The 18,222-nt window shown below is 68.3% G+C and carries 17 protein-coding genes; 6 read left to right on the top strand and 11 right to left on the bottom strand.

Annotated elements, in window-relative coordinates:
• Window positions 1–66 precede the first annotated feature (66 nt).
• The gene (locus RS84_RS06180) at window positions 67–1,404 is read left to right on the top strand and encodes an NAD(P)-binding domain-containing protein (RefSeq protein ID WP_045256879.1); all 1,338 of its coding nucleotides are present in this window, start codon (window positions 67–69) and stop codon (window positions 1,402–1,404) included.
• Window positions 1,401–1,811, top strand: coding sequence for an arsenate reductase ArsC (locus RS84_RS06175; RefSeq protein ID WP_045256878.1), 411 nt, complete (start codon window positions 1,401–1,403; stop codon window positions 1,809–1,811). The genes RS84_RS06180 and RS84_RS06175 overlap by 4 nt, the downstream gene beginning before the upstream one ends.
• Before the next feature lie 17 nt (window positions 1,812–1,828).
• Here the strand turns inward: RS84_RS06175 and RS84_RS06170 are convergent, their stop codons facing one another.
• Together RS84_RS06170 and RS84_RS06165 are read right to left on the bottom strand one after the other, a co-directional pair.
• Window positions 1,829–2,458 (bottom strand): superoxide dismutase, encoded by a 630-nt coding sequence (locus tag RS84_RS06170; RefSeq protein ID WP_045256877.1) that lies wholly within the window; start codon window positions 2,456–2,458, stop codon window positions 1,829–1,831.
• Between the two features lie 15 nt (window positions 2,459–2,473).
• Window positions 2,474–2,944, bottom strand: a complete 471-nt coding sequence (locus RS84_RS06165) for a flavin reductase family protein (RefSeq protein WP_045256876.1) — start codon at window positions 2,942–2,944, stop codon at window positions 2,474–2,476.
• Between the two features lie 120 nt (window positions 2,945–3,064).
• On the opposite strand from RS84_RS06165, the gene soxR reads away from it, so the two are divergent.
• Window positions 3,065–3,535: a redox-sensitive transcriptional activator SoxR gene (gene soxR / locus RS84_RS06160; protein WP_045256875.1), complete on the top strand. Its 471-nt coding sequence runs from the start codon at window positions 3,065–3,067 to the stop codon at window positions 3,533–3,535.
• A gap of 157 nt (window positions 3,536–3,692) precedes the next feature.
• Here the strand turns inward: soxR and RS84_RS06155 are convergent, their stop codons facing one another.
• From RS84_RS06155 to RS84_RS06130, 6 genes are all read right to left on the bottom strand, one after another.
• Window positions 3,693–5,921, bottom strand: coding sequence for a glycoside hydrolase family 3 N-terminal domain-containing protein (locus RS84_RS06155; protein ID WP_045256874.1), 2,229 nt, complete (start codon window positions 5,919–5,921; stop codon window positions 3,693–3,695).
• Entirely contained in the window at window positions 5,918–6,991 is a 1,074-nt protein-coding gene (locus RS84_RS06150; RefSeq protein WP_082062069.1) for an ABC transporter permease, read from the bottom strand. The genes RS84_RS06155 and RS84_RS06150 overlap by 4 nt, the downstream gene beginning before the upstream one ends.
• Before the next feature lie 2 nt (window positions 6,992–6,993).
• Window positions 6,994–8,058: an ABC transporter permease gene (locus RS84_RS06145; RefSeq protein WP_200891988.1), complete on the bottom strand. Its 1,065-nt coding sequence runs from the start codon at window positions 8,056–8,058 to the stop codon at window positions 6,994–6,996.
• A 5-nt stretch (window positions 8,059–8,063) separates the two neighbouring features.
• On the bottom strand, window positions 8,064–8,864 hold the full coding sequence (locus RS84_RS06140) for an ABC transporter ATP-binding protein (protein WP_045256872.1): 801 nt from the start codon (window positions 8,862–8,864) through the stop codon (window positions 8,064–8,066).
• Window positions 8,861–9,685 carry an ABC transporter ATP-binding protein gene (locus RS84_RS06135; RefSeq protein WP_045256871.1) on the bottom strand — a complete coding sequence of 275 codons (825 nt, stop codon included), beginning with the start codon at window positions 9,683–9,685 and terminating at the stop codon, window positions 8,861–8,863. Before RS84_RS06135 ends, RS84_RS06140 begins: the two co-directional genes overlap by 4 nt.
• Window positions 9,686–9,939: 254 nt before the next feature.
• Window positions 9,940–11,598, bottom strand: coding sequence for an ABC transporter substrate-binding protein (locus RS84_RS06130; RefSeq protein ID WP_045256870.1), 1,659 nt, complete (start codon window positions 11,596–11,598; stop codon window positions 9,940–9,942).
• 142 nt (window positions 11,599–11,740) lie between these two features.
• On the opposite strand from RS84_RS06130, the gene RS84_RS06125 reads away from it, so the two are divergent.
• Both RS84_RS06125 and RS84_RS06120 read left to right on the top strand, forming a co-directional pair.
• Window positions 11,741–12,400: a TetR/AcrR family transcriptional regulator gene (locus RS84_RS06125; RefSeq protein ID WP_045256869.1), complete on the top strand. Its 660-nt coding sequence runs from the start codon at window positions 11,741–11,743 to the stop codon at window positions 12,398–12,400.
• A gap of 34 nt (window positions 12,401–12,434) precedes the next feature.
• A complete protein-coding gene (locus tag RS84_RS06120; protein WP_045256868.1) occupies window positions 12,435–13,649 on the top strand; it encodes an amidohydrolase in 1,215 nt (404 codons plus the stop codon).
• Window positions 13,650–13,758: 109 nt separating this feature from the next.
• Here RS84_RS06120 and RS84_RS06115 read toward each other — a convergent pair whose 3' ends face one another.
• From RS84_RS06115 to RS84_RS06105, 3 genes are all read right to left on the bottom strand, one after another.
• Entirely contained in the window at window positions 13,759–14,022 is a 264-nt protein-coding gene (locus RS84_RS06115) for a hypothetical protein (protein ID WP_152641768.1), read from the bottom strand.
• Between the two features lie 166 nt (window positions 14,023–14,188).
• Complete coding sequence (locus tag RS84_RS06110) at window positions 14,189–14,887, bottom strand: GTP pyrophosphokinase family protein (protein WP_045256866.1); 699 nt, start codon at window positions 14,885–14,887, stop codon at window positions 14,189–14,191.
• A 60-nt stretch (window positions 14,888–14,947) separates the two neighbouring features.
• Entirely contained in the window at window positions 14,948–16,021 is a 1,074-nt protein-coding gene (locus RS84_RS06105; RefSeq protein ID WP_045256865.1) for a VanZ family protein, read from the bottom strand.
• A 229-nt stretch (window positions 16,022–16,250) separates the two neighbouring features.
• Between RS84_RS06105 and RS84_RS06100 the strand changes: the two genes are divergently transcribed.
• On the top strand, window positions 16,251–18,191 hold the full coding sequence (locus tag RS84_RS06100) for an APC family permease (protein WP_235281408.1): 1,941 nt from the start codon (window positions 16,251–16,253) through the stop codon (window positions 18,189–18,191).
• The last annotated feature ends 31 nt before the right edge of the window (window positions 18,192–18,222 follow it).

Here is an 18,222-nt window from a genome sequence, read left to right as displayed (position 1 = left end):
ATTGACAAACTTCGATAGATGCATGACGCTCATCATATTGAAGTCTTTCGATCTGAGGAGAACGCGATGCCCGAGCTTCCTGTCGTCGTCGTCGGAGCCGGCCCCCAGGGGCTCGCCGCCGCCGCGCATCTGACCGAACGAGGCGTCGACGTCATCGTCGCCGAACGCGGAGCGGGCCCTGGCGCCGCGGTGGCCGAGTGGGGCCATGTGCGCCTCTTCTCGGCATGGCCCGAGCTGATCGACTCCGCAGCCCGCCGCCTTCTCGAGAAGAGCGGATGGACTGCGCCCGCCGCCGGATACCCGACCGGTGCCGAATGGGTGAGCGACTACCTGGCTCCCCTCGCCGAGGCACTGGGCGACCGCATCCGCTACGACACCACCGTCACCGGTGTCTCCCGCCAGGGACGGGACAAAGTGGTGGATGCCGGACGCAGGAGCCAGCCCTTCGTCGTGCACACCCGGGGCGGCGACGGCGCAGAAGCACGCCTGCTCGCTCGTGCCGTGATCGACGCGAGCGGCACGTGGGGCCTTCCCAACCCGGCCGGGGCCGACGGCTTCCCCGCTGTCGGCGAAGCCGCGGCATCCGATCTCATCTCCTATCGGATCCCCGATGACGTCGCCGACCTCGCCGGCACGCACGTCGTGGTCGTCGGAGCGGGGCATTCCGCGACCCACACCGTTCTGCACCTGAGTGAGCTGGCCCGCAGGGCGCCGGGCACGCGGGTGACCTGGCTGCTGCGCCGCGGCAGCGTCTCGAACGTGTACGGCGGAGGGTCGGGAGACGAGCTCCCCGAGCGAGCCGCGCTCGGATCCCGCGCTCGCAAGGTGATCGAGTCGGGCGTCGTCGAGGCGATCACCGGATTCCGAGTGGCCGCTGTCGGCAGAGCATCCGAGCTGCTGACCATCCACGCCGAGGACGGTCGCGAGGTGACCGACGTCGCGCGGGTCTTCGCGCTCACCGGCTTCCGTCCCGACATCGGGATCCTCCGCGAGCTGCGCATCGACCTCGACGCGACGCTCGACGCGGTCGCGGGAATCGCCGCGGAGATCGACCCGAACGTCCACTCCTGCGGGTCGGTCTCGGCGACCGGCGCCCGGCAGCTCGCCCAGCCCGAGCAGGGACTGTTCATCGTCGGCGCCAAGTCGTACGGGCGCGCTCCGACCTTCCTCGCGCTGACCGGCTACGAGCAGGTGCGCAGCGTCGTCGCGCACCTGGCGGGCGACCACGAGGCCGCTGCGCGCATCGAGCTCGCCCTCCCCGACACCGGCGTGTGCGGCGGCGCGGGCGACTTCGACGAGTCGGCGAGCGGATGCTGCGCCGCCCCCGCCGTGCTGCAGATCGGCTCGCGGCCGGGCAGCTCTTCCGCAGCATCCACCCCCGCCCTTACCCTGGAGTCACGATGACCGACACATCCGCCAGACCCTCCGTCCTCTTCGTCTGCGTGCACAACGCCGGCCGTTCGCAGATGGCCGCCGGGTTCCTGCGCGACATCGCCGGCGACCGCATCGAGGTGCGCTCGGCGGGGTCGATGCCCGCCGAGCAGATCAATCCGATCGCCGTCGAGGCGATGGGCGAGCTCGGGATCGACATCACCGCCGAAGCCCCCAAGGTGCTCACGACCGAGGCCGTGCAGGCGTCCGATGTCGTGATCACGATGGGATGCGGCGACGCGTGCCCGTTCTTCTCCGGCAAGCGCTACGAGGACTGGAAGCTCGACGACCCGGCCGGCCAGGGCATCGACGCCGTCCGCCCGATCCGCGACGAGATCAAGCGACGCATCGAGGTCCTGACCGCCGAGCTGCTCGGCTGAGGCACCCGCCGAGCAGCTCAGCGGGCGACGATGAGCCCCTTCGTCGCCTCTTGCGCGAGCTGGAAGCGACGCTGCACATCGGGCCAGTTGACGATCTCCCAGAACGCCTTCACATAGTCGGCTCGTACGTTGCGGTAGTCGAGGTAGTACGCGTGCTCCCAGACGTCGAGCTGCAGCAGCGGCGTCACCCCGAGCGGCGCGTTGCCCTGCTGGTCGAACAGCTGGAACACGACGGGGCGCGCGCCCACCGAGTCCCAGGCGAGCACTGCCCAGCCTGATCCCTGCACGCCGAGGGCGGTCGCGGTGAAGTGCGCGCGGAACGCGTCGAACGACCCGAACGAGTCCTCGATCGCCGCGGCGAGCTCCCCCTCGGGGGCGCCGCCGCCGTCGGGCGAGAGGTTCTCCCAGAACACGGAGTGGTTGATGTGCCCGCCCAGGTTGAACGCCAGGTCCTTCTCGAGCTTGTTCACCGCCGAGAGATCGCCCGCGTCGCGTGCGGCGGCGAGCTGCTCGAGCGCCGTGTTCGCGCCGGTGACATAGGCCTGGTGGTGCTTGGAGTGATGCAGCTCCATGATCGTGCCGGAGATGTGCGGGGCGAGCGCCGAGTAGTCGTAGGGCAGCTCGGGGAGGGTGTACAGCGTGGACATGGTCTTCCTCTCAGGTCAGGCGAATCGGTCGTGCGGAAGGGCGTGGAAACGGCGGTCGACATAGACGAGCGGGCGACCGGCTCGCCCCTCGGCGACCTCGACGACCTCGGCTATGACGACGGTCGACGATCCGACGGGCACGGCCTGAATCGGGCGGCAGCGCAGGGCGACCCGAGCGGCGGGCAGGTAAGGCTCGCCGGTCGGCAGCACGCTCCAGCCCTGCTCCGGCGTGAAGCGCTCGGCGCCGCTCACGGCGAAGCTCTGCGCGAGAGCGGAATGCTCGTCGTCGATGAGATGCACGACGAAGCTGTCCGCCGCGAGGATCGCGCCCGCGCTGCCGGTCGCGCGGGTCACTGAGAACACGATCGCCGCGGGGTCGACCGCCACGGATGCGACGCTCGACGCGGTGAGGCCGACGGGTCCTGAGGCGCTCATCGCCGTGATGATCGCGACGCCGGCAGGATGCCCGCGGAAAGCCGACTTCATCGCCTCCCCGACCTCGGAGGGGACGGGTGCTGCTGCGGAAACGGTCGTCGCGGGAGTTCGGGTCACGTATGCAACGCTAAGACCTCAAGTAGACTTGAGGTCAAATCGAGGGGAGCGCGCATGAATGGCGACACCGATCCGGCCCATCACGGCCCGGACGAACCGCTCACGATCGGCGAGATGAGCCGGCGCACCGGCGTCGCTCCGTCGGCGCTGCACTTCTACGAGAGCCTGGGTCTGATCGCCTCGACCCGCACGCCCGGCAATCAGCGCCGGTACGCACGGCACATGCTCCGTCGAGTCTCGCTCATCACGGTCGCGAAACGCCTCGGCATCCCCCTCGCCGACGTGCAGGACGCGTTCTCCGACGTGCCGCTCACCCAGACCCCGAGCCATGCCGACTGGCAGCGCGCGTCGCGCCGCTGGAAACGCGAACTCGAGAAGCGCCGCGAGGGGATCGAACGGCTCGAACGCGAGCTGACCGGATGCATCGGCTGCGGCTGCCTGTCGATGAAGGCGTGCGGACTGCTGAACCCCGACGACGCTCTCGGCAGCCAGGGCGCCGGCCCGCAGCGGCTCCGCGAGGAGTGAGTCTCTTCGTCCCTGCCGCGATCCGCGCCGAGACCCCCGGTTATCGCCGAGACCCCCAGCTGTAACAGGGGGTCTCGGCGACAGGTGGGGGTCTCGGCGACACGGTCGGAGGCGACACGGCCGGGAGCGATGCGGGGGCGGGAGGTGACGGAGCGGCTCAGGACACCGTGAACGCGGCGCTCAGCAGCACCTCGTCGCGCGAGCTCGGCCCCACGAGAAGAGCGAACTCCCCCGCCTCGACGAGACGCCTGCCTGCAGCATCCACGATCGTGCAGTCCGCCACCGGCAGTTCGATCCGCACCCGCGCCGACTCGCCGGGGGCGAGATCGACCTGGCAGTACGCCTTGAGCTCCTTGTCGGCCCAGCTGACGCTCGTCACGGCATCCCGCACATAGACCTGCACGGTCTCGCGCACCGGTCGCGCACCGGTGTTCATCACGGTCACGTGCGCGACCACGGAGTCGTCGCGGCCGAGCGCCGCCGATTCCACCGCCAGATCCGAGTACGCGACCGTCGAGTACGACAGCCCCTCGCCGAACGCCCACGCGGGCGACTGCGTGAGGTCGGCGTAGCGATCGCCGTGCTGCCCGCGGATCTGGTTGTAGTACGTCGGCTGCTGCCCGACGTGGCGCGCGAACGAGATGGGCAGCCGGCCGGACGGCTCGACGGCTCCGGAGATGATCTCGGCGAGCGCACGTCCGCCCTGCATGCCGGGGTTGGCTGCCCAGATCACGGCGGACGCCTTCGAGACGGATGCCGGCAGCACGAGCGGCTTCGAGGCCATCAGCACCACGACGACGGGCGTCCCTGCGGCGATGAGCGCGTCGAGCAGCGCGTTCTGCCCGCCGAGCAGCTCGAGCGTCGCGGTCGACCGGCCCTCGCCGTTGAGTTCGATGCGGTCGCCGACGACGGCCACGACGACATCGGATGCCGCGGCGAGCGCGACCGCCTCCGCGATCTGCTCGGTGTCCGGTTCAGCAGGCACGAACTTGCGGTCCCACGGCACCGGGTCGAGGTCGTCAGGACCGTTCTCGAAGGTGAGGATGTCGGCGCCGACCGCTGAGCGCACAGACCAGCCGCCGACCTCGCGCAGCCCGTCGAGCACGGTCGTGATCATCTCGCGCGGCTGCGCGTCGAGCCATCCGGCTTGACCGGAGCCGCCGGCCCAGTCGCCGAGCTGCGTCTGCGCGTCATCGGCCAGCGGCCCGACGACCGCCACCCGGAGCGGCGCGTCCGAAGACAGCGGCAGCGTGCCGTCGTTCTCGAGCAGCACGATCGATCGCCGGGTGATCTGGAGGTTGAGGTCCGCATGCGCGGCGCTGCCGACGACGGCATCCACCTCGTCTCTCGGCAGCCGCGGGTTCTCGAACAGGCCGAGCTCGAACTTCAGGGTGAGGATGCGGGCGACCGCGGCATCGAAGTCGGCGGACGAGAGCAGTCCGCGAGCAACGGCATCCAGCGCCCCCTCGAAGAACAGCGGCGTGTTCATGACCATGTCGTTGCCGGCCTTCACGGCGGCCGCGGCCGCGTGGGTGTAGTCGGGCTGCACGTGCTGCTCCCAGACCATGCGGCCGATGTTGTCCCAGTCGGTGATGAGGGTGCCGGTGTAGCCCCACTCGCCGCGCAGCACGTCGCTGAGCAGCCAGTCGTTCACCGTGATCGGCACGCCGTCGGTGGTCTGGTAGCCGAGCATGAAGGTGCGGCATCCCTCACGGGCCACCCGCTCGAACGGCGGCAGGAACCACGAGCGCAGTTTGCGCCGCGAGATGTCGGCCTCGCTGGCATCGCGTCCGCCCTGCGTCTCGGAGTAGCCGGCGAAGTGCTTGGCCGTCGCGAGGATCGCGGTGGGGTCGGCGAGTCCGTCGCCCTGGTAACCGCGCACCATCGCGGAGGCGAGCTCTCCGATCAGGAACGGGTCTTCGCCGAAGGTCTCGCTGATGCGTCCCCAGCGCAGGTCGCGGGCGATGCACAGCACCGGAGAGAAGGTCCAGTGGATGCCGGTGACCGCGACCTCCTCGGCCGTGGCGCGCGCCACCTTCTCCACCAGCTCGGCATCCCACGACGCGGCCATCCCGAGCTGCGTCGGGTAGATCGTGGCGCCCGGCCAGAACGAGTGCCCGTGGATGCAGTCCTCGCCGACGATCAGCGGGATCCGCAGGCGGGTCTGCGCGGTGAGCTCGTTCGCCCTGATCAGCCGCTCGGGCGAGGTGTGCAGGATCGATCCGGCCATCCGGCGCAGAACGTGGTCGTCGAGATCGTCGCGCGCGTCGAGCTGCAGCATCTGTCCGATCTTCTCCTCGACGGTCATCCGCGAGAGCAGATCGGCGACCCGCTCGGAGATCGAGAGGGCGGAGTCCTGGTAGGGAAGCGTGGTCGCGAGTGTCATCGTTCCTGGTTCGCTGCGGTGTCGTCGGCGGTGGTGGTGCGGATGCTGCGGACGGCCGTGACCGCGTCGTTCACGTCGAGGCCCTTCTTGCGCATGGCCCTGGCGCGCTCGCCCGCCGAGCGCAGGCGCGGGTTGACGTACTCGTCGATACCGAAGTTCACGAGCGCCAGGGCGACGCCGATCAGCGCGATGCAGAGCCCGGGAGGCAGATACCACCACCACTGATTCTGCCGGAACGCGCCCTGGGCCGAGGCCCAGTTCAGGATCGTGCCCCAGTTGTATGTCGTCACCGGGATCACGCCGATGTACGACAGCGTGGTGAGCCCGAGGATGGCGGCGGTCACGGTGCCGACGAAGCTCGCGGCGATCAGCGCCATCAGGTTCGGCAGCATCTCGATCGCGATGATGCGCCGCAGCGGCTCGCCGTTGGCGCGCGCGGCCTGGATGAAGTCGCGATTGCGCAGCGACATCGTCTGGGCCCGCAGCACTCGGGCGCCCCACGCCCAGCCGGTGATGCCGAGAACGGCGGCGATCACCCACAGCGGCGGCTCGTCGAACATCGACGCCACGATGATGATCAGCGGCAGTCCGGGGATCACGAGGAACACGTTCGTCAGCGCAGAGAGCGACTCGCTCTGCCAGCCTCGGAGGTACCCGGCGATGACTCCGACCGCGATGGCGATGACCGTGGCGATCGCGGCGGCGAGGAAGCCGACGACGATCACGCCGCGGGTGCCGTGGATCACCTGGCTCAGAACGTCTTCGCCGATGTGCGTGGTTCCGAGCCAGTGGTCGGCCGAGGGCGCCTCGAAACGGCGCGTGTTGTCGACCTTCGTGGGTGGGTAGGGCGCCAGGACGTCGGCGAAGATCGCGATCAGCACGAAGACGCCGATGATGACGAGACCCGTGATGGACTTGCCGTTGCGGAACATCGCGAAGGCGCTTCCGAGCCGGCTCCAGAAGGTCGGCTGCGGCGCGGATGCCGCGGACGCGGCGCGTGTGCGCACGACGAGGGTCTCGGGCGAGCCGACGCCGGAGACGGCCTCGGTGTCGGGGGCGGGGGTGTTCATGCTCAGGCCTCCGTCTGGCGCGTGCGCGGGTCGAGGAATGCGTAGGCGATGTCGGCGATGATGTTCGCGACGAGCACCGAGATCGTGAGGATCAGGAACACGCCCTGCATGAGCGCGTAGTCCTTGGCGTTCGTCGCGTCGAGGAGCAGCTTGCCGACGCCCGGGTAGCTGAACACCATCTCCATGACGATCGTGCCGCCCACGATGAAGCCGATCGAGAGCGCGAAGCTCTGGATCTGCGGCAGCACGGCGTTTCGGGCGGCGTAGCCCCAGAGCACGCGGCGGTTCGGCATGCCCTTCGCCTGCGCGACGGTGATGTAGTCCTCGTCGAGGACCGTGAGCATCATGTTGCGCATGCCCAGCATCCATCCTCCGAGCGAGGCGATGATGATCGTCAGCGCGGGCAGCGTGCCGTGCACGATGACCTCGCCGACGAACTCGAGGGACCATTCCGGCGTCACTCCGACGCCGTAGGCCTTGCCGATCGGGAACCAGCCGAGGTTCACCGAGAAGACGGCGATCGCGAGCAGGCCGAGCCAGAAGTAGGGGATCGTGCCGAGGAAGGTCGTGATCGGCACCAGCGCGTCGAGTCTGCTTCCGCGGCGCCAGCCGACGACGGCACCGCCGATCGTGCCGATCGCGAAAGAGACGACGGTCGCGAAGCCGACCAGGCCGATCGTCCACGGCAGCGCCTGCGCGATCACCTCGGTTACCGGCCGCAGACCGTGCAGCAGCGAGATGCCGAGGTCTCCGCGGAGCAGGAGCCCCCAGTAGTCGAGGTACTGCTGCAGGAGCGACTTGTCGGTGTCGAGGCCGAGCAGAGCGCGCAGAGCCTCCGCCGCCTCGGGCGACACGTTGCGGTTGCGGGCGAGGTACTGGTCGACCGCGTCGCCCTTCATCATGCGGGGCAGGAAGAAGTTGATCGTGAGCGCGGCCCACAGGGTGAAGAGGTAGAACAGTGCGCGGCTGCCGAGGAAGCGCCAGGGCACGCGCCCCCGGCCTTTGACCGCGCGGGTCGCCGTCGTGCCCGCCGCGAGGGCGTCGGGCTGCGCGATCTCCGGTGTCATGACGGTCACTCCGCACCTCCGAGGATGGACGAGAAATGCTTCTCCGGGTCGGGCGATGCAGCGCGCAGCTGCTGCGTGTACGGGTCCTGCGGGCGCAGGATGACGTCGTCCGCGGTTCCGCGTTCGACGATGCGCCCCTGGTTCAGCACGATGATCTCGTCGCTGAAGTGCCGGGCTGTGGCGAGGTCGTGGGTGATGTAGAGCACGCCCAGCCCCTCTTCGCGCTGCAGGTCGGCGAGCAGGTTGAGGACGCCGAGACGAATCGACACGTCGAGCATCGACACCGGCTCGTCGGCGACCAGCAGGCTGGGCCGCGACGCGAGTGCCCGCGCGATCGCGACGCGCTGGCGCTGACCGCCGGAGAGCTCGTGCGGACGGCGGTCGATCACGGCATCCGCCTTCAGCTGCACCCTTTCGAGCAGCCGGCGCACCTCGGCGCCGATCTCGGCCTTGGGTACCACTCCGTCCAGGCGCAGCGGACGCTCCACGTGGTAGCCGATCGAGTGGTACGGGTTGAGCGAGGCGAACGGGTCCTGGAACACCATGCGCAGGCGCTGCCGGTAGTCGCGCAGGCCCCTGCCACGACGCGGGACGGGCTTGCCGTCGAGCAGCACCTCGCCGGTGGTGGGGCTCTCGAGCTGCGTGAGGATCTTCGCGATCGTCGACTTGCCGCTGCCCGACTGGCCCACGAGGCCGATGGTCTGCCCGGACTCGAGGCGGAAGTCGACGTCGTCGAGCGCCTTGATCTGACCCGCGCCGCGCACGTTGTAGATCTTCGTGACGTGCGAGAAGTCGAGAACGGTCATCGCGTCACCACCCCCTTGTCTCCTGTGAGGCGCGGGAACGACGACAGCAGGGTGCGGGTGTACTCGTCCTGCGGGCGGTTCCAGATGGCCTCCGCGGTGTCGAGCTCCACGATCTCACCCTCGCGCATGATCGCGATGCGATCGCTGATCTCCAGCAGCAGCGGAAGGTCGTGCGTGATGAAGATCACCGAGAAGCCGAACTCGTGCCGCAGCTGAGAGATCTGCTTGAGGATCTCGCGCTGCACCAGCACATCGAGCGCCGTGGTCGGCTCATCCATGACCATGAGCTGCGGCCGCAGCGCGAGCGCCATCGCGATCATCACCCGCTGCCGCATGCCGCCGGAGAGCTCGTGCGGGAACGACCGCGCTCGGTCCGCGCCGACCTTCACGATCTCGAGCAGGTCGGCGACCTCGGCGCGCCGCCGACGACGACTGAAGTCGGGCCGGTGGATCTCGAACACGTCCTCGAGCTGCGAGCCGATGGTCGCGACCGGGTTGAGCGCGTTCATCGCCCCCTGGAACACCATCGAGACCTTGTCCCAGCGGAAGCGGCGCATCTGCTCGGGATCGAGCCCGTTTATGTCGATCTCGATGCCGCCCGCGTCATGGAACGTCACGGCGCCGCTGGTGATCACGGCCGGTGCCTTGAGCAGGCGCTGGATGCCGTAGGCGAGAGTCGTCTTGCCGCAGCCCGATTCGCCGGCGAGTCCGAGGATCTCGCCGCGAGCGAGTTCGAGGGTGACGTGCTTCACCGCCTCGACGGGAGGATCGACGTCGTACACGACCGAGAAGTCGCGCACGCTGAGCAGGGGGTCTGTCATGGGGTTCCTTCGTTGCTTCCGGACCGGTGGCGATCCGCGTTTCGACGTCGGCTCACCGCGTTTCGTCTCGCTTCGCTCGCTCAGCGACCGCGGGCGGGGACCATCCGGTCGTTGGGCGAGGGAGCGCAGCGACCGAGGGTGGCGAGGGCGGATCCGGTCGTTGAGCGAGGGAGCGCAGCGACCGAGACGAAACGCGTTCTCCGCATTCGGCATCGGCCGACGACGGCTCGGCTCGCTCAACGACCGGTCGGGCGCTACTTGGCCGTCAGCTTCGTCAGGATCTGCACCACGGCGGGCTGCGTCGGGTCGGCCGACGCGTACTGGTCGTCCTCGGACGGCCAGCCCTCGTAGCTGCGCGTGTTGAACTCGCCCAGCAGCGGGTGCGAGCCGAGCGGGATCGCCGGGACGTCGGTGGCGAACGCCTTCTCCAGCACGGCGACGGCGGCCGCACGCTCCTCATCGGACGAGGTGTTCGCGTAGGTGTCGAGCGCCTCGGTCACGGCGGGGTTGTCGTAGCGGCCGAAGTTGAACTGCGCCTTGCCGTCGACGACCCACTTCGGATCCATGGTCGAGGTGTACAGACCGTAGGCGTTGCCCGTGTCCTCGAGCCAGTGGATGATCATCTGGAAGCTGCCCTCCTGGCGTGCCGCGTCCCAGCCGCCCCAGTCGGGCTGGTCGACCTTGACGTCGATGCCCAGGCCCTCGCCGAGCTCTTCCGCGAGCAGCGCCTGCTCGGTGTTCCAGTCGCTCCATCCGGCAGGGACGGAGATCGAGAACGAGACGGCCGTGCCGTCGGGGTCGATGAGCTTGTCGTCCTTCCAGGTGTACCCGGCATCCGTGAGGATCTGCTTCGCCTTGTCGACATCGACGCTGTAGACGGCATCCTCGAACTCGGGTGCGATCTCGTCGGCGAGCAGATCGCCGAGACCGGTGACGTTCCAGATCGGAGTGCTGGCGCCCTCACGGGCGACGTCGACGTATGCCTGGCGGTCGACGGTCCATGCGATCGCCTGCCGCAGCGCCGGGTCGTCGAAGGGCTTGGTCTGCAGGTTCATGAACAGGGTGCCCGCACCGGCGGTGGGCGAGGCGAGGAAGTGGTTGTCCTCATCGGCCGCCAGGTAGCTGTCCTCGATCTGCGGGATGAAGGCCTGGGCCCAGTCGGCCTCACCGGAGACGAGGGCGGTCGTCAGCGCTGCGTTGTCACCGTAGGAGACGTAGTGCAGTTCGGGAACGGCGAGCTCGCCGCCCCAGTAGTCGTCGTTCGCCGTGAGTGTGACCGATTCGGTGGTCCAGTTGTCGAGCACGTAAGGGCCGGTGCCGACCGCGAGTCCCTCGTCGGTGAGGGGATCGCTGTTCGGGTCGGCGATGTCCTTCCAGATGTGCTCGGGGACGATCGGCGTGTGCAGCACGCGGGCCTGCGCGGTGAACTTCGACTCGGCGAACGTCAGGACCACGGAGTCGCCCTCGGCCGTCACGCTCTCGAGGTTGAGAGCAGACGTGTCGTTGAGCGTGCCGTCGATGTACATGCTGAAGGTGAAGACGATGTCGTCGGCGGTGAAGTCCTCGCCGTCGCTCCACTTGACGCCGGCGCGCGGCACGACGGTCAGCTGCGTGTAGTCGGCGTTCCATTCCACAGACTCGGCGAGCCAGGGCGTGGTCTTCAGGTCGCCGGTCGGGTTCACGAGGGCCAGCGGCTCGAAGATGACCTTGCCGTAGCCGTACTTGGAGGCGGAGGAGTCACCGAGGTACGGGTTGTGCGACTCGGTCGTGATCGCGCCGTCCGGCTTCGCGATCGTGAGGGCCGCTCCGGCAGCGGGCTTGTCATCGCCGCCGCCTGCGGAGCATCCGGCGAGCGCGGTGACTCCGAGGGCGGCGATCGCGGTGAAGGCGATCAGGGATCTGTTGAGCTTCATTGCTTCTCCTTGGACACAGGACGTTGTGCGAGGGCGATTGCTTTACTTACTGTCGAGAAAGTAAGTTGTTGGTGAGGTTACCGACTGGTAAGCGTGATCGCAAGTACGATCAAGTCACGATCGAGTAAACGGAGGAAGCACGATGAGCAAGGGCGAAGACTCCGCACCCGAGCCCTCCCGCGTGCGCCCCGCCACCCGTGCGAAGCGCGAGCAGATCCTCAAGGCGGCCGTCGAGATCTTCGGCAACAAGGGGTTCGCAGGCGGCACCCTGGCCGACGTCGCCGAGCAGGTGGGCATCACGCACGCCGGTGTCCTGCACCACTTCGGCTCGAAGCAGAAGCTCCTCCTCGAGGTGCTCGACTACCGCGACCAGGCCGATGTCCAGGATCTCGAGAGCAAGCGCATCCCGTACGGCCCCGAGCTGTTCATCCACCTGGTGAAGACCGCCTTCGTGAACGAGCGGCGACCCGGCATCGTGCAGGCGTATACGGTGCTCTCCGCCGAGTCGGTCACCGACGACCACCCTGGGCGCCCGTACTTCGAGCACCGTTACACGGTGCTGCGCAAGGACGTGGCGGATGCCTTCGCCGACCTGTGCGCACAGGAGGGCGTGAGGGAGCCGGCAACCGTGGCCGCAGCATCCGCAGCCATCCTCGCCGTGATGGACGGCCTGCAGCTGCAATGGCTGCTGCACCCCGACGTCGTCGAGCTGGCGGACGCCACCGAGTTCGCCATCCGCGCGATCGTGAACGCGGTGCTGAACCCCGGTCCCGAGCTCGCGTCGTACGTGCACGATTCCTGACCGCCGCCGGCTCCGCGACACTAGGCTCGGGGCCATGACGATCGATCTCGAAGCGCTCTACACGGACCTGCACCAGCATCCCGAGCTGTCGTTCCAGGAGACCCGCACGGCCGGCATCGCAGCGCAGCACCTGCGCGATCTCGGGCTCGAGGTCGAGGAGGGCGTCGGCGTGACCGGCGTCGTCGGCGCGCTCCGCAACGGCGAGGGTCCGGTCGTCTGGGTGCGTGCCGACATGGACGCCCTGCCCGTCGAGGAGCAGACGGGACTCGCCTACGCGAGCACCGCCAAGGGCGTCGACCCGGCCGGCACCACGGTCCCGGTGATGCACGCGTGCGGTCACGACATGCACGTCACCGCGATGATCGGCGCCGTCGAGAAGCTCGTCGCCGAACGGGCCGACTGGAGCGGAACCCTGGTCGTCATCATCCAGCCCGCCGAGGAGTACGGCGCCGGTGCCAGAGCCATGCTCGACGACGGCATCCTCTCGCGCTACCCGAAGCCCGATGTCGTGCTCGGCCAGCACGTCACCCCGCTCCCCGCCGGAATCATCGGAGTCCGCAGCGGCACGCAGATGGCGGCCTCCGATGGCCTCACCGTCACGCTGCACGGGCGCGGTGGCCACGGCTCCCGCCCGCACGCCACGATCGACCCCGTCGTCATGGCCGCGGCCACGGTCATGCGCCTGCAGACGATCGCCTCGCGCGAGGTCGATCCGCAGGGCGTCGCGGTCGTCACCGTGGGCTCGATCCACGCAGGCCTGAAGAACAACATCATCCCCGCAGAGGCGAAGCTCGAGCTCAGCCTGCGGTACCCGGACGAGGTGACCCGCGAGAAGGTGCTCTCGAGCGTCGAGCGGATCGTGCGAGCGGAGGCTGCGGCATCCGGCGCCGAGCGCGAACCGGACATCGAGACGCTGCACACCCTGCCCGCCACGATCAACGACGCGGAGGCCACGGCGCGAGTGACCGCCGCGCTGCAGCGCGAGCTCGGCGAGACCTCGGTCATCGACCCCGGCATGTTCACCGGCAGCGAGGACGTGTCGTGGTTCGCCCGCGATGCCGGGGCGCCCCTGGTGTTCTGGTTCTGGGGCGGGGCCGATCCCGTGAAGTTCGCCGAGGCCGCCGCGGCGGGCCGGCAGGCCGAGGACATCCCGACGAACCACTCGCCGTTCTACGCGCCCGTGATCCATCCGACCATCGAGATCGGGGTCACGGCGCTGTCGTCCGCAGCGCGGGAGTTCCTCGGCTGAGCCCGTCGCCGTTCACAACTCCTCAAGAAACGTCGGAGTCGGCGGCTCCATGGCGACCTCAGGGAACGGAAGGCACGTTCTCTGAGGAGTTGGGAACCGAGACCGCGGTTCAGAGCCTGCGCGCGGTGATGGCCTCACGTCCGAACGCATCGCGGGCGGTGCGCAGGCACCGTCCGCACAACAGCTCCACCGTGCGCGGATGGTTCTCGCCGCACGTGCAGTCGATCGTGACGCGCCATTTCGCTTTCCGACCGCAGGGTGAGTAGCCGTCGTCGTCGCCGTGGTCGCACTCGCACCGCTGACGTCCACGATCGAGACCGGCGAGTTCGTCGAGGTCTGCGCCGAGGCCGGTGTCGACATCCGCAACGCTCACGCTCGCCTCCTTCACCCGGGCGATGCTTCCAGCACTCGCCGTCCACCGCAAGTCCTCGCCCCGGAGGCGCGTTCACAACTCAGGAGAATCGAGTGCGGTCGACCGCTATTCGGTCGATTTCGCAGCGAATCGGGCCGACGTTCCTGAATTGTGAACGCAGGTCGCCTCAGACCCCGACGATGCGAGGCGGCGGAGGCGGTGCGAGCTCGCGCCGCGGAACGCCGTGAGCCTCGCGGTGCAGCCGTTCCATGCGCAGGTCCAGTTCGGCGGCCGCCTCGGCAGCGTCCGTCAGGCTGTCGACGAGGTGCGCGGGCACCTGGTTGGCGAATTTGTAGTAGATCTTGTGCTCGAGGCTCGCCCAGAAGTCCATCGCGATCGTCCGGAACTGCACCTCGACCGGCACCGAGAGCGCACCGGTCGACAGGAAGACGGGCACCTCGAGGATCGCGTGCAGGCTCTTGTAGCCGTTCGGCTTGGGGTTCTTGATGTAGTCCTTCACCACGCGCACGGTGATGTCGTCCTGCGCGGTCAGCAGATCGAACAGGCGGTAGACGTCGGCAGTGAAGCTGCACGTGACGCGGACGCCGGCGATATCGGTGATCTCCTCGCGGATACGCTCGAAGTCGGGGTCTTCGATGCCCTTGCGGGCGATCTTCTCGACGATGCTGTCGGGAGACTTCACGCGACTCTTCACATGCTCGATCGGGTTGTACGCATGGTGATGCGTGAACTCGTCCTTGAGGATCGAGATCTTCGTCTCGACCTCGCGCATGCCGAACTCGTACTCGTGCAGGAATCGCTGGAACCGATCGCGGAGCTCCTTCGCCTCGCTGATCGCGCTCTCATCGACGGACACCGTGCTCATGGCTTCGACGCTATCGATCCGCGATCTGAAACGCCTGTGCATCTCCGATGACGCATCCGGTCACACCCGGCGCCGCGTCGCGGCATCCGCTCTGGCATCGACCAGCTCCTGGCCCGAAGCGAGACCAGGCAGGCCTCGGCCGAGCCTGGTCGTGAACAGCAGCACGACCGACACCAGGATCAGTAGCGAGGAGACCCCGTCGAAGGCGTCGCCGAGCAGCGGCAGCGCGCCGATGCCCCCGATGCCCGCCGCCCAACGCAGCAGGCGTGCGATGGGCACCGGCATCCGCGCCCCCGCGAATCGCAGCTGCACCGCGAGATCCCCCACTGATCGGCCTGTGATGAGCACGACGGCGAGCCACAGGCCGGATGCCGCCGCGATGCCGACCGTCTCTGCGATCCGCCCGTCGAGCACGACCGCCCGATCGCGCACGACGTACTCGAACCACAGCTGCGTGACGATGCTCGAGCCGTACATCACGAAGCCGTACGCCAAGGCGTCGCAGACCATCGCGATGGCGCGCCGTCCCCTGGTGACGGGCCTCGGCTGGTCGGCATCCGCCCGCGGCGCCATGCCGCGCTTCGCGCGCGGAACGACGAGGGCGAAGATCGACCCCAGCACGGAGCCTGTCGTGTTGGTCATGAGGTCGCCGACGTCGAAGAACCGGTAGGCGCAGGGGTACAGACCCCACACGCCGGTGAGCTGCGTCGTCTCGATGAGAAGCGAGAGGCCGAGGCCCACCGCCAGCGCGGTGACGATGCCGCGAGCGCCGAGCACCCGCAGGAAGACGCCGAGCGGCACGAACAGCAGCACATTGAGAACGAGCTGCAGCAGGGCGGGATGGCGCAGCGGGTTTCCCGGCTCCGAGAATGCCTTCTGCAGGTCGCGGACGACCTCCAGGGGATCGGTGATCATCCCGACGCAGCGGATGCTGTCAGGGTCGGGCAGCGGCAGGAGCGTGTATGTCCAGATCGCCCAGAAGTAGACGAGGGCGGCGAACCACAGCAGCGACCGGCCGAGGCTCAGCCCGCCGCGACGACGGTAACTGACCGCCACGAACGGCACGAACAGCAGGATGCTCGCGTCGATGCCGATCGCGATCGCGATGAACGCCAGGATGATCTGTTCCCCCACGGGATGCCAGTTTATTTCCTCGCCTCCGTAAGGATTCCGTTAGGGCGCTCGCGGGCCCGTGTAGGAATTCCGTGAGGATGTTGTAAGGAGAGGCCACAGGGGCGTAGGCTCGCGGCTCGTGTCAGACGAATACGGGGAGAATCCCGACGCACCGCAGATCGCCAAGCGCATCCTGATCGGGGATCCGCTGACAAGTGAGCAGGCGGACCACCAGCTTCTCCCGAAGAAGATGGCACTGCCCATCTTCGCCTCCGACGCGCTGAGCTCCGTCGCGTACGGCCCGCAGGAGATGCTGATGACCCTGGCCCTCGGCGGGCTGGCGTTCCTCACCTTCGCGCCGTGGGTCGCCGCCTGCGTCGTGGTGCTTCTCGTCGTGGTGGTGCTCAGCTACCGTCAGCTGATCAAGGCGTACCCCTCCGGCGGAGGCGATTACGAGGTCGCATCGAAGAACCTCGGCGAGATCCCGGGCGTCGTGGTCGCTGCTGCACTCCTCGTCGACTACATCCTCACGGTGTCGGTGTCGATCGCCTCGGGGGTCGACAACATCATCTCCGCAGTGCCGCAGCTGGATCCGCTGCGCGTCGAGCTCGCGGTGGGATTCGTGATCCTCATCGTGATCGTCAACCTCCGCGGCGTGCGCGAGGCGTCGACGGTCTTCGCGATCCCCACCTACCTGTTCATCGGTTCGGTCGGCCTGATGATCGTCACCGGACTCGTCCGGACCCTGCTGGGCGACGCCCCGATCGCCGAGAGCGCCGCGTACCAGATTCAGGGCGAGCACCTCGCGGATGCTGCGATCATCCTGCTCGTGCTGCGCGCCTTCTCGAGCGGATGCTCGGCCCTCACGGGCGTCGAGGCCGTCTCCAACGGCGTGCAGGCGTTCCGCGCTCCGAAGATCCGCAACGCCCAGCTCACCCTCGTGATGATGGGCTCGATCGCGGCGCTGCTCTTCGCGGGCCTCACCGCGATGGGGCTCATCACCAACGTCCACTACGCCGAGAACGCGTGCGACCTCGTCGGATTCGACTGCTCGCAGCCGCAGCCGAGCGTGATGGCGCAGATCGCCGCGGCGACGTTCGGCGCAGGCAGCTTCCCCTTCTTCGTCATCCAGGCGGTCACGGCCTGCGTGCTGCTGCTCGCCGCCAACACGGCATTCAACGGATTCCCTCTGCTGGGCGCGGTGCTCGCGCGCGACGGCTACGCGCCGAAGTCGCTCAACACCCGCGGCGACCGCCTGGTGTTCTCGAACGGCATGATCGTGCTGGGCGTCGCCGCCATCATCGTGCTCGTCGTGTTCCAGGCGAACCTCACGACGCTGATCCAGCTGTACATCATCGGCGTGTTCGTGTCGTTCTCGCTCGGGCAGATCGGCATGGTGCGGCATTGGAAGCGGATGCTGAAGCCGGACAGCGGCGTGTCGGCATCCGATCGCCAATCGGCGAAGGTCGGCCTGGTGATCAACACGATCGGGGCGACGCTCACCGTGTTCGTGCTGGTGATCGTCACGATCACCAAGTTCACGCACGGCGCGTACCTGGTGTTCATCGCGATTCCCGTGCTCGCGTTCCTCATGATGGGCGTCAAGCGCTACTACCGCGATGTCGAGCACGAGATCGCGGTCGACGACGTCACGCACTTCGGCGCGCAGGGCGACGTCGCACTGGTACTCGTGAACAAGCTGCAGAAGCCGGTCGTCAAGGCGGTGGAGTACGCAGTCGCCGCCAAGCACCGCAAGACGCTGGCGATCCACGTGGCGGTGTCGGCGGAGGATGCATCCGCGCTGCAGAAGGAGTGGCACGACCACCTCATGCCTATCCCGCTGGTGATCGTCGAATCGCCCTACCGATCGTTCGCGCAGCCGGTGGCAGGGTTCATCAAGAAGTACCGCGAGAAGCACGGCTCATCCGTGGTGACGGTCTACCTGCCGCAGTACATCGTGGGGCACTGGTGGGAGTCGTTCCTGCACAACCGTCGTGCCCGCCGGATGGCCAACCAGCTCATGCTCGTGCATGGCGTGTCGATCACGCTCGTGCCGTGGCTGCTCGATTCGTCCGAGCTCATCTACGGCCGCCGCTCGCGCCCGCTGCCTGGTCAGGAGCGCGCCGGCCGCCCTGTCGTCGTGAACGGGCGACGAGCGCACCGGCCGGAGGGTCCGCCGTCCGAGGGCTGACGTGCTCGGGACCCGGCCGGCGCCGATCCGC

The sequence above is a fragment of the Microbacterium hydrocarbonoxydans genome (assembly GCF_000956475.1).
Taxonomy (GTDB): domain Bacteria; phylum Actinomycetota; class Actinomycetes; order Actinomycetales; family Microbacteriaceae; genus Microbacterium; species Microbacterium hydrocarbonoxydans_A.
The sequence above is the reverse complement of the archived record's forward strand: the minus strand, read 5'-3'. Positions and strand labels throughout refer to the sequence as shown.

Bases quoted from the DNA above. Each gene is read 5' to 3' on its own strand.
- RS84_RS06180 (WP_045256879.1), top strand. From the start codon at position 67: ATGCCCGAGCTTCCTGTCGTCGTCGTCGGAGCCGGCCCCCAGGGGCTC.
- RS84_RS06175 (WP_045256878.1), top strand. From the start codon at position 1,401: ATGACCGACACATCCGCCAGACCCTCCGTCCTCTTCGTCTGCGTGCAC.
- RS84_RS06170 (WP_045256877.1), bottom strand. From the start codon at position 2,458: ATGTCCACGCTGTACACCCTCCCCGAGCTGCCCTACGACTACTCGGCG.
- RS84_RS06165 (WP_045256876.1), bottom strand. From the start codon at position 2,944: ATGAAGTCGGCTTTCCGCGGGCATCCTGCCGGCGTCGCGATCATCACG.
- soxR (WP_045256875.1), top strand. From the start codon at position 3,065: ATGAATGGCGACACCGATCCGGCCCATCACGGCCCGGACGAACCGCTC.
- RS84_RS06155 (WP_045256874.1), bottom strand. From the start codon at position 5,921: ATGACACTCGCGACCACGCTTCCCTACCAGGACTCCGCCCTCTCGATC.
- RS84_RS06150 (WP_082062069.1), bottom strand. From the start codon at position 6,991: ATGAACACCCCCGCCCCCGACACCGAGGCCGTCTCCGGCGTCGGCTCG.
- RS84_RS06145 (WP_200891988.1), bottom strand. From the start codon at position 8,058: ATGACACCGGAGATCGCGCAGCCCGACGCCCTCGCGGCGGGCACGACG.
- RS84_RS06140 (WP_045256872.1), bottom strand. From the start codon at position 8,864: ATGACCGTTCTCGACTTCTCGCACGTCACGAAGATCTACAACGTGCGC.
- RS84_RS06135 (WP_045256871.1), bottom strand. From the start codon at position 9,685: ATGACAGACCCCCTGCTCAGCGTGCGCGACTTCTCGGTCGTGTACGAC.
- RS84_RS06130 (WP_045256870.1), bottom strand. From the start codon at position 11,598: ATGAAGCTCAACAGATCCCTGATCGCCTTCACCGCGATCGCCGCCCTC.
- RS84_RS06125 (WP_045256869.1), top strand. From the start codon at position 11,741: ATGAGCAAGGGCGAAGACTCCGCACCCGAGCCCTCCCGCGTGCGCCCC.
- RS84_RS06120 (WP_045256868.1), top strand. From the start codon at position 12,435: ATGACGATCGATCTCGAAGCGCTCTACACGGACCTGCACCAGCATCCC.
- RS84_RS06110 (WP_045256866.1), bottom strand. From the start codon at position 14,887: ATGAGCACGGTGTCCGTCGATGAGAGCGCGATCAGCGAGGCGAAGGAG.
- RS84_RS06100 (WP_235281408.1), top strand. From the start codon at position 16,251: ATGGCACTGCCCATCTTCGCCTCCGACGCGCTGAGCTCCGTCGCGTAC.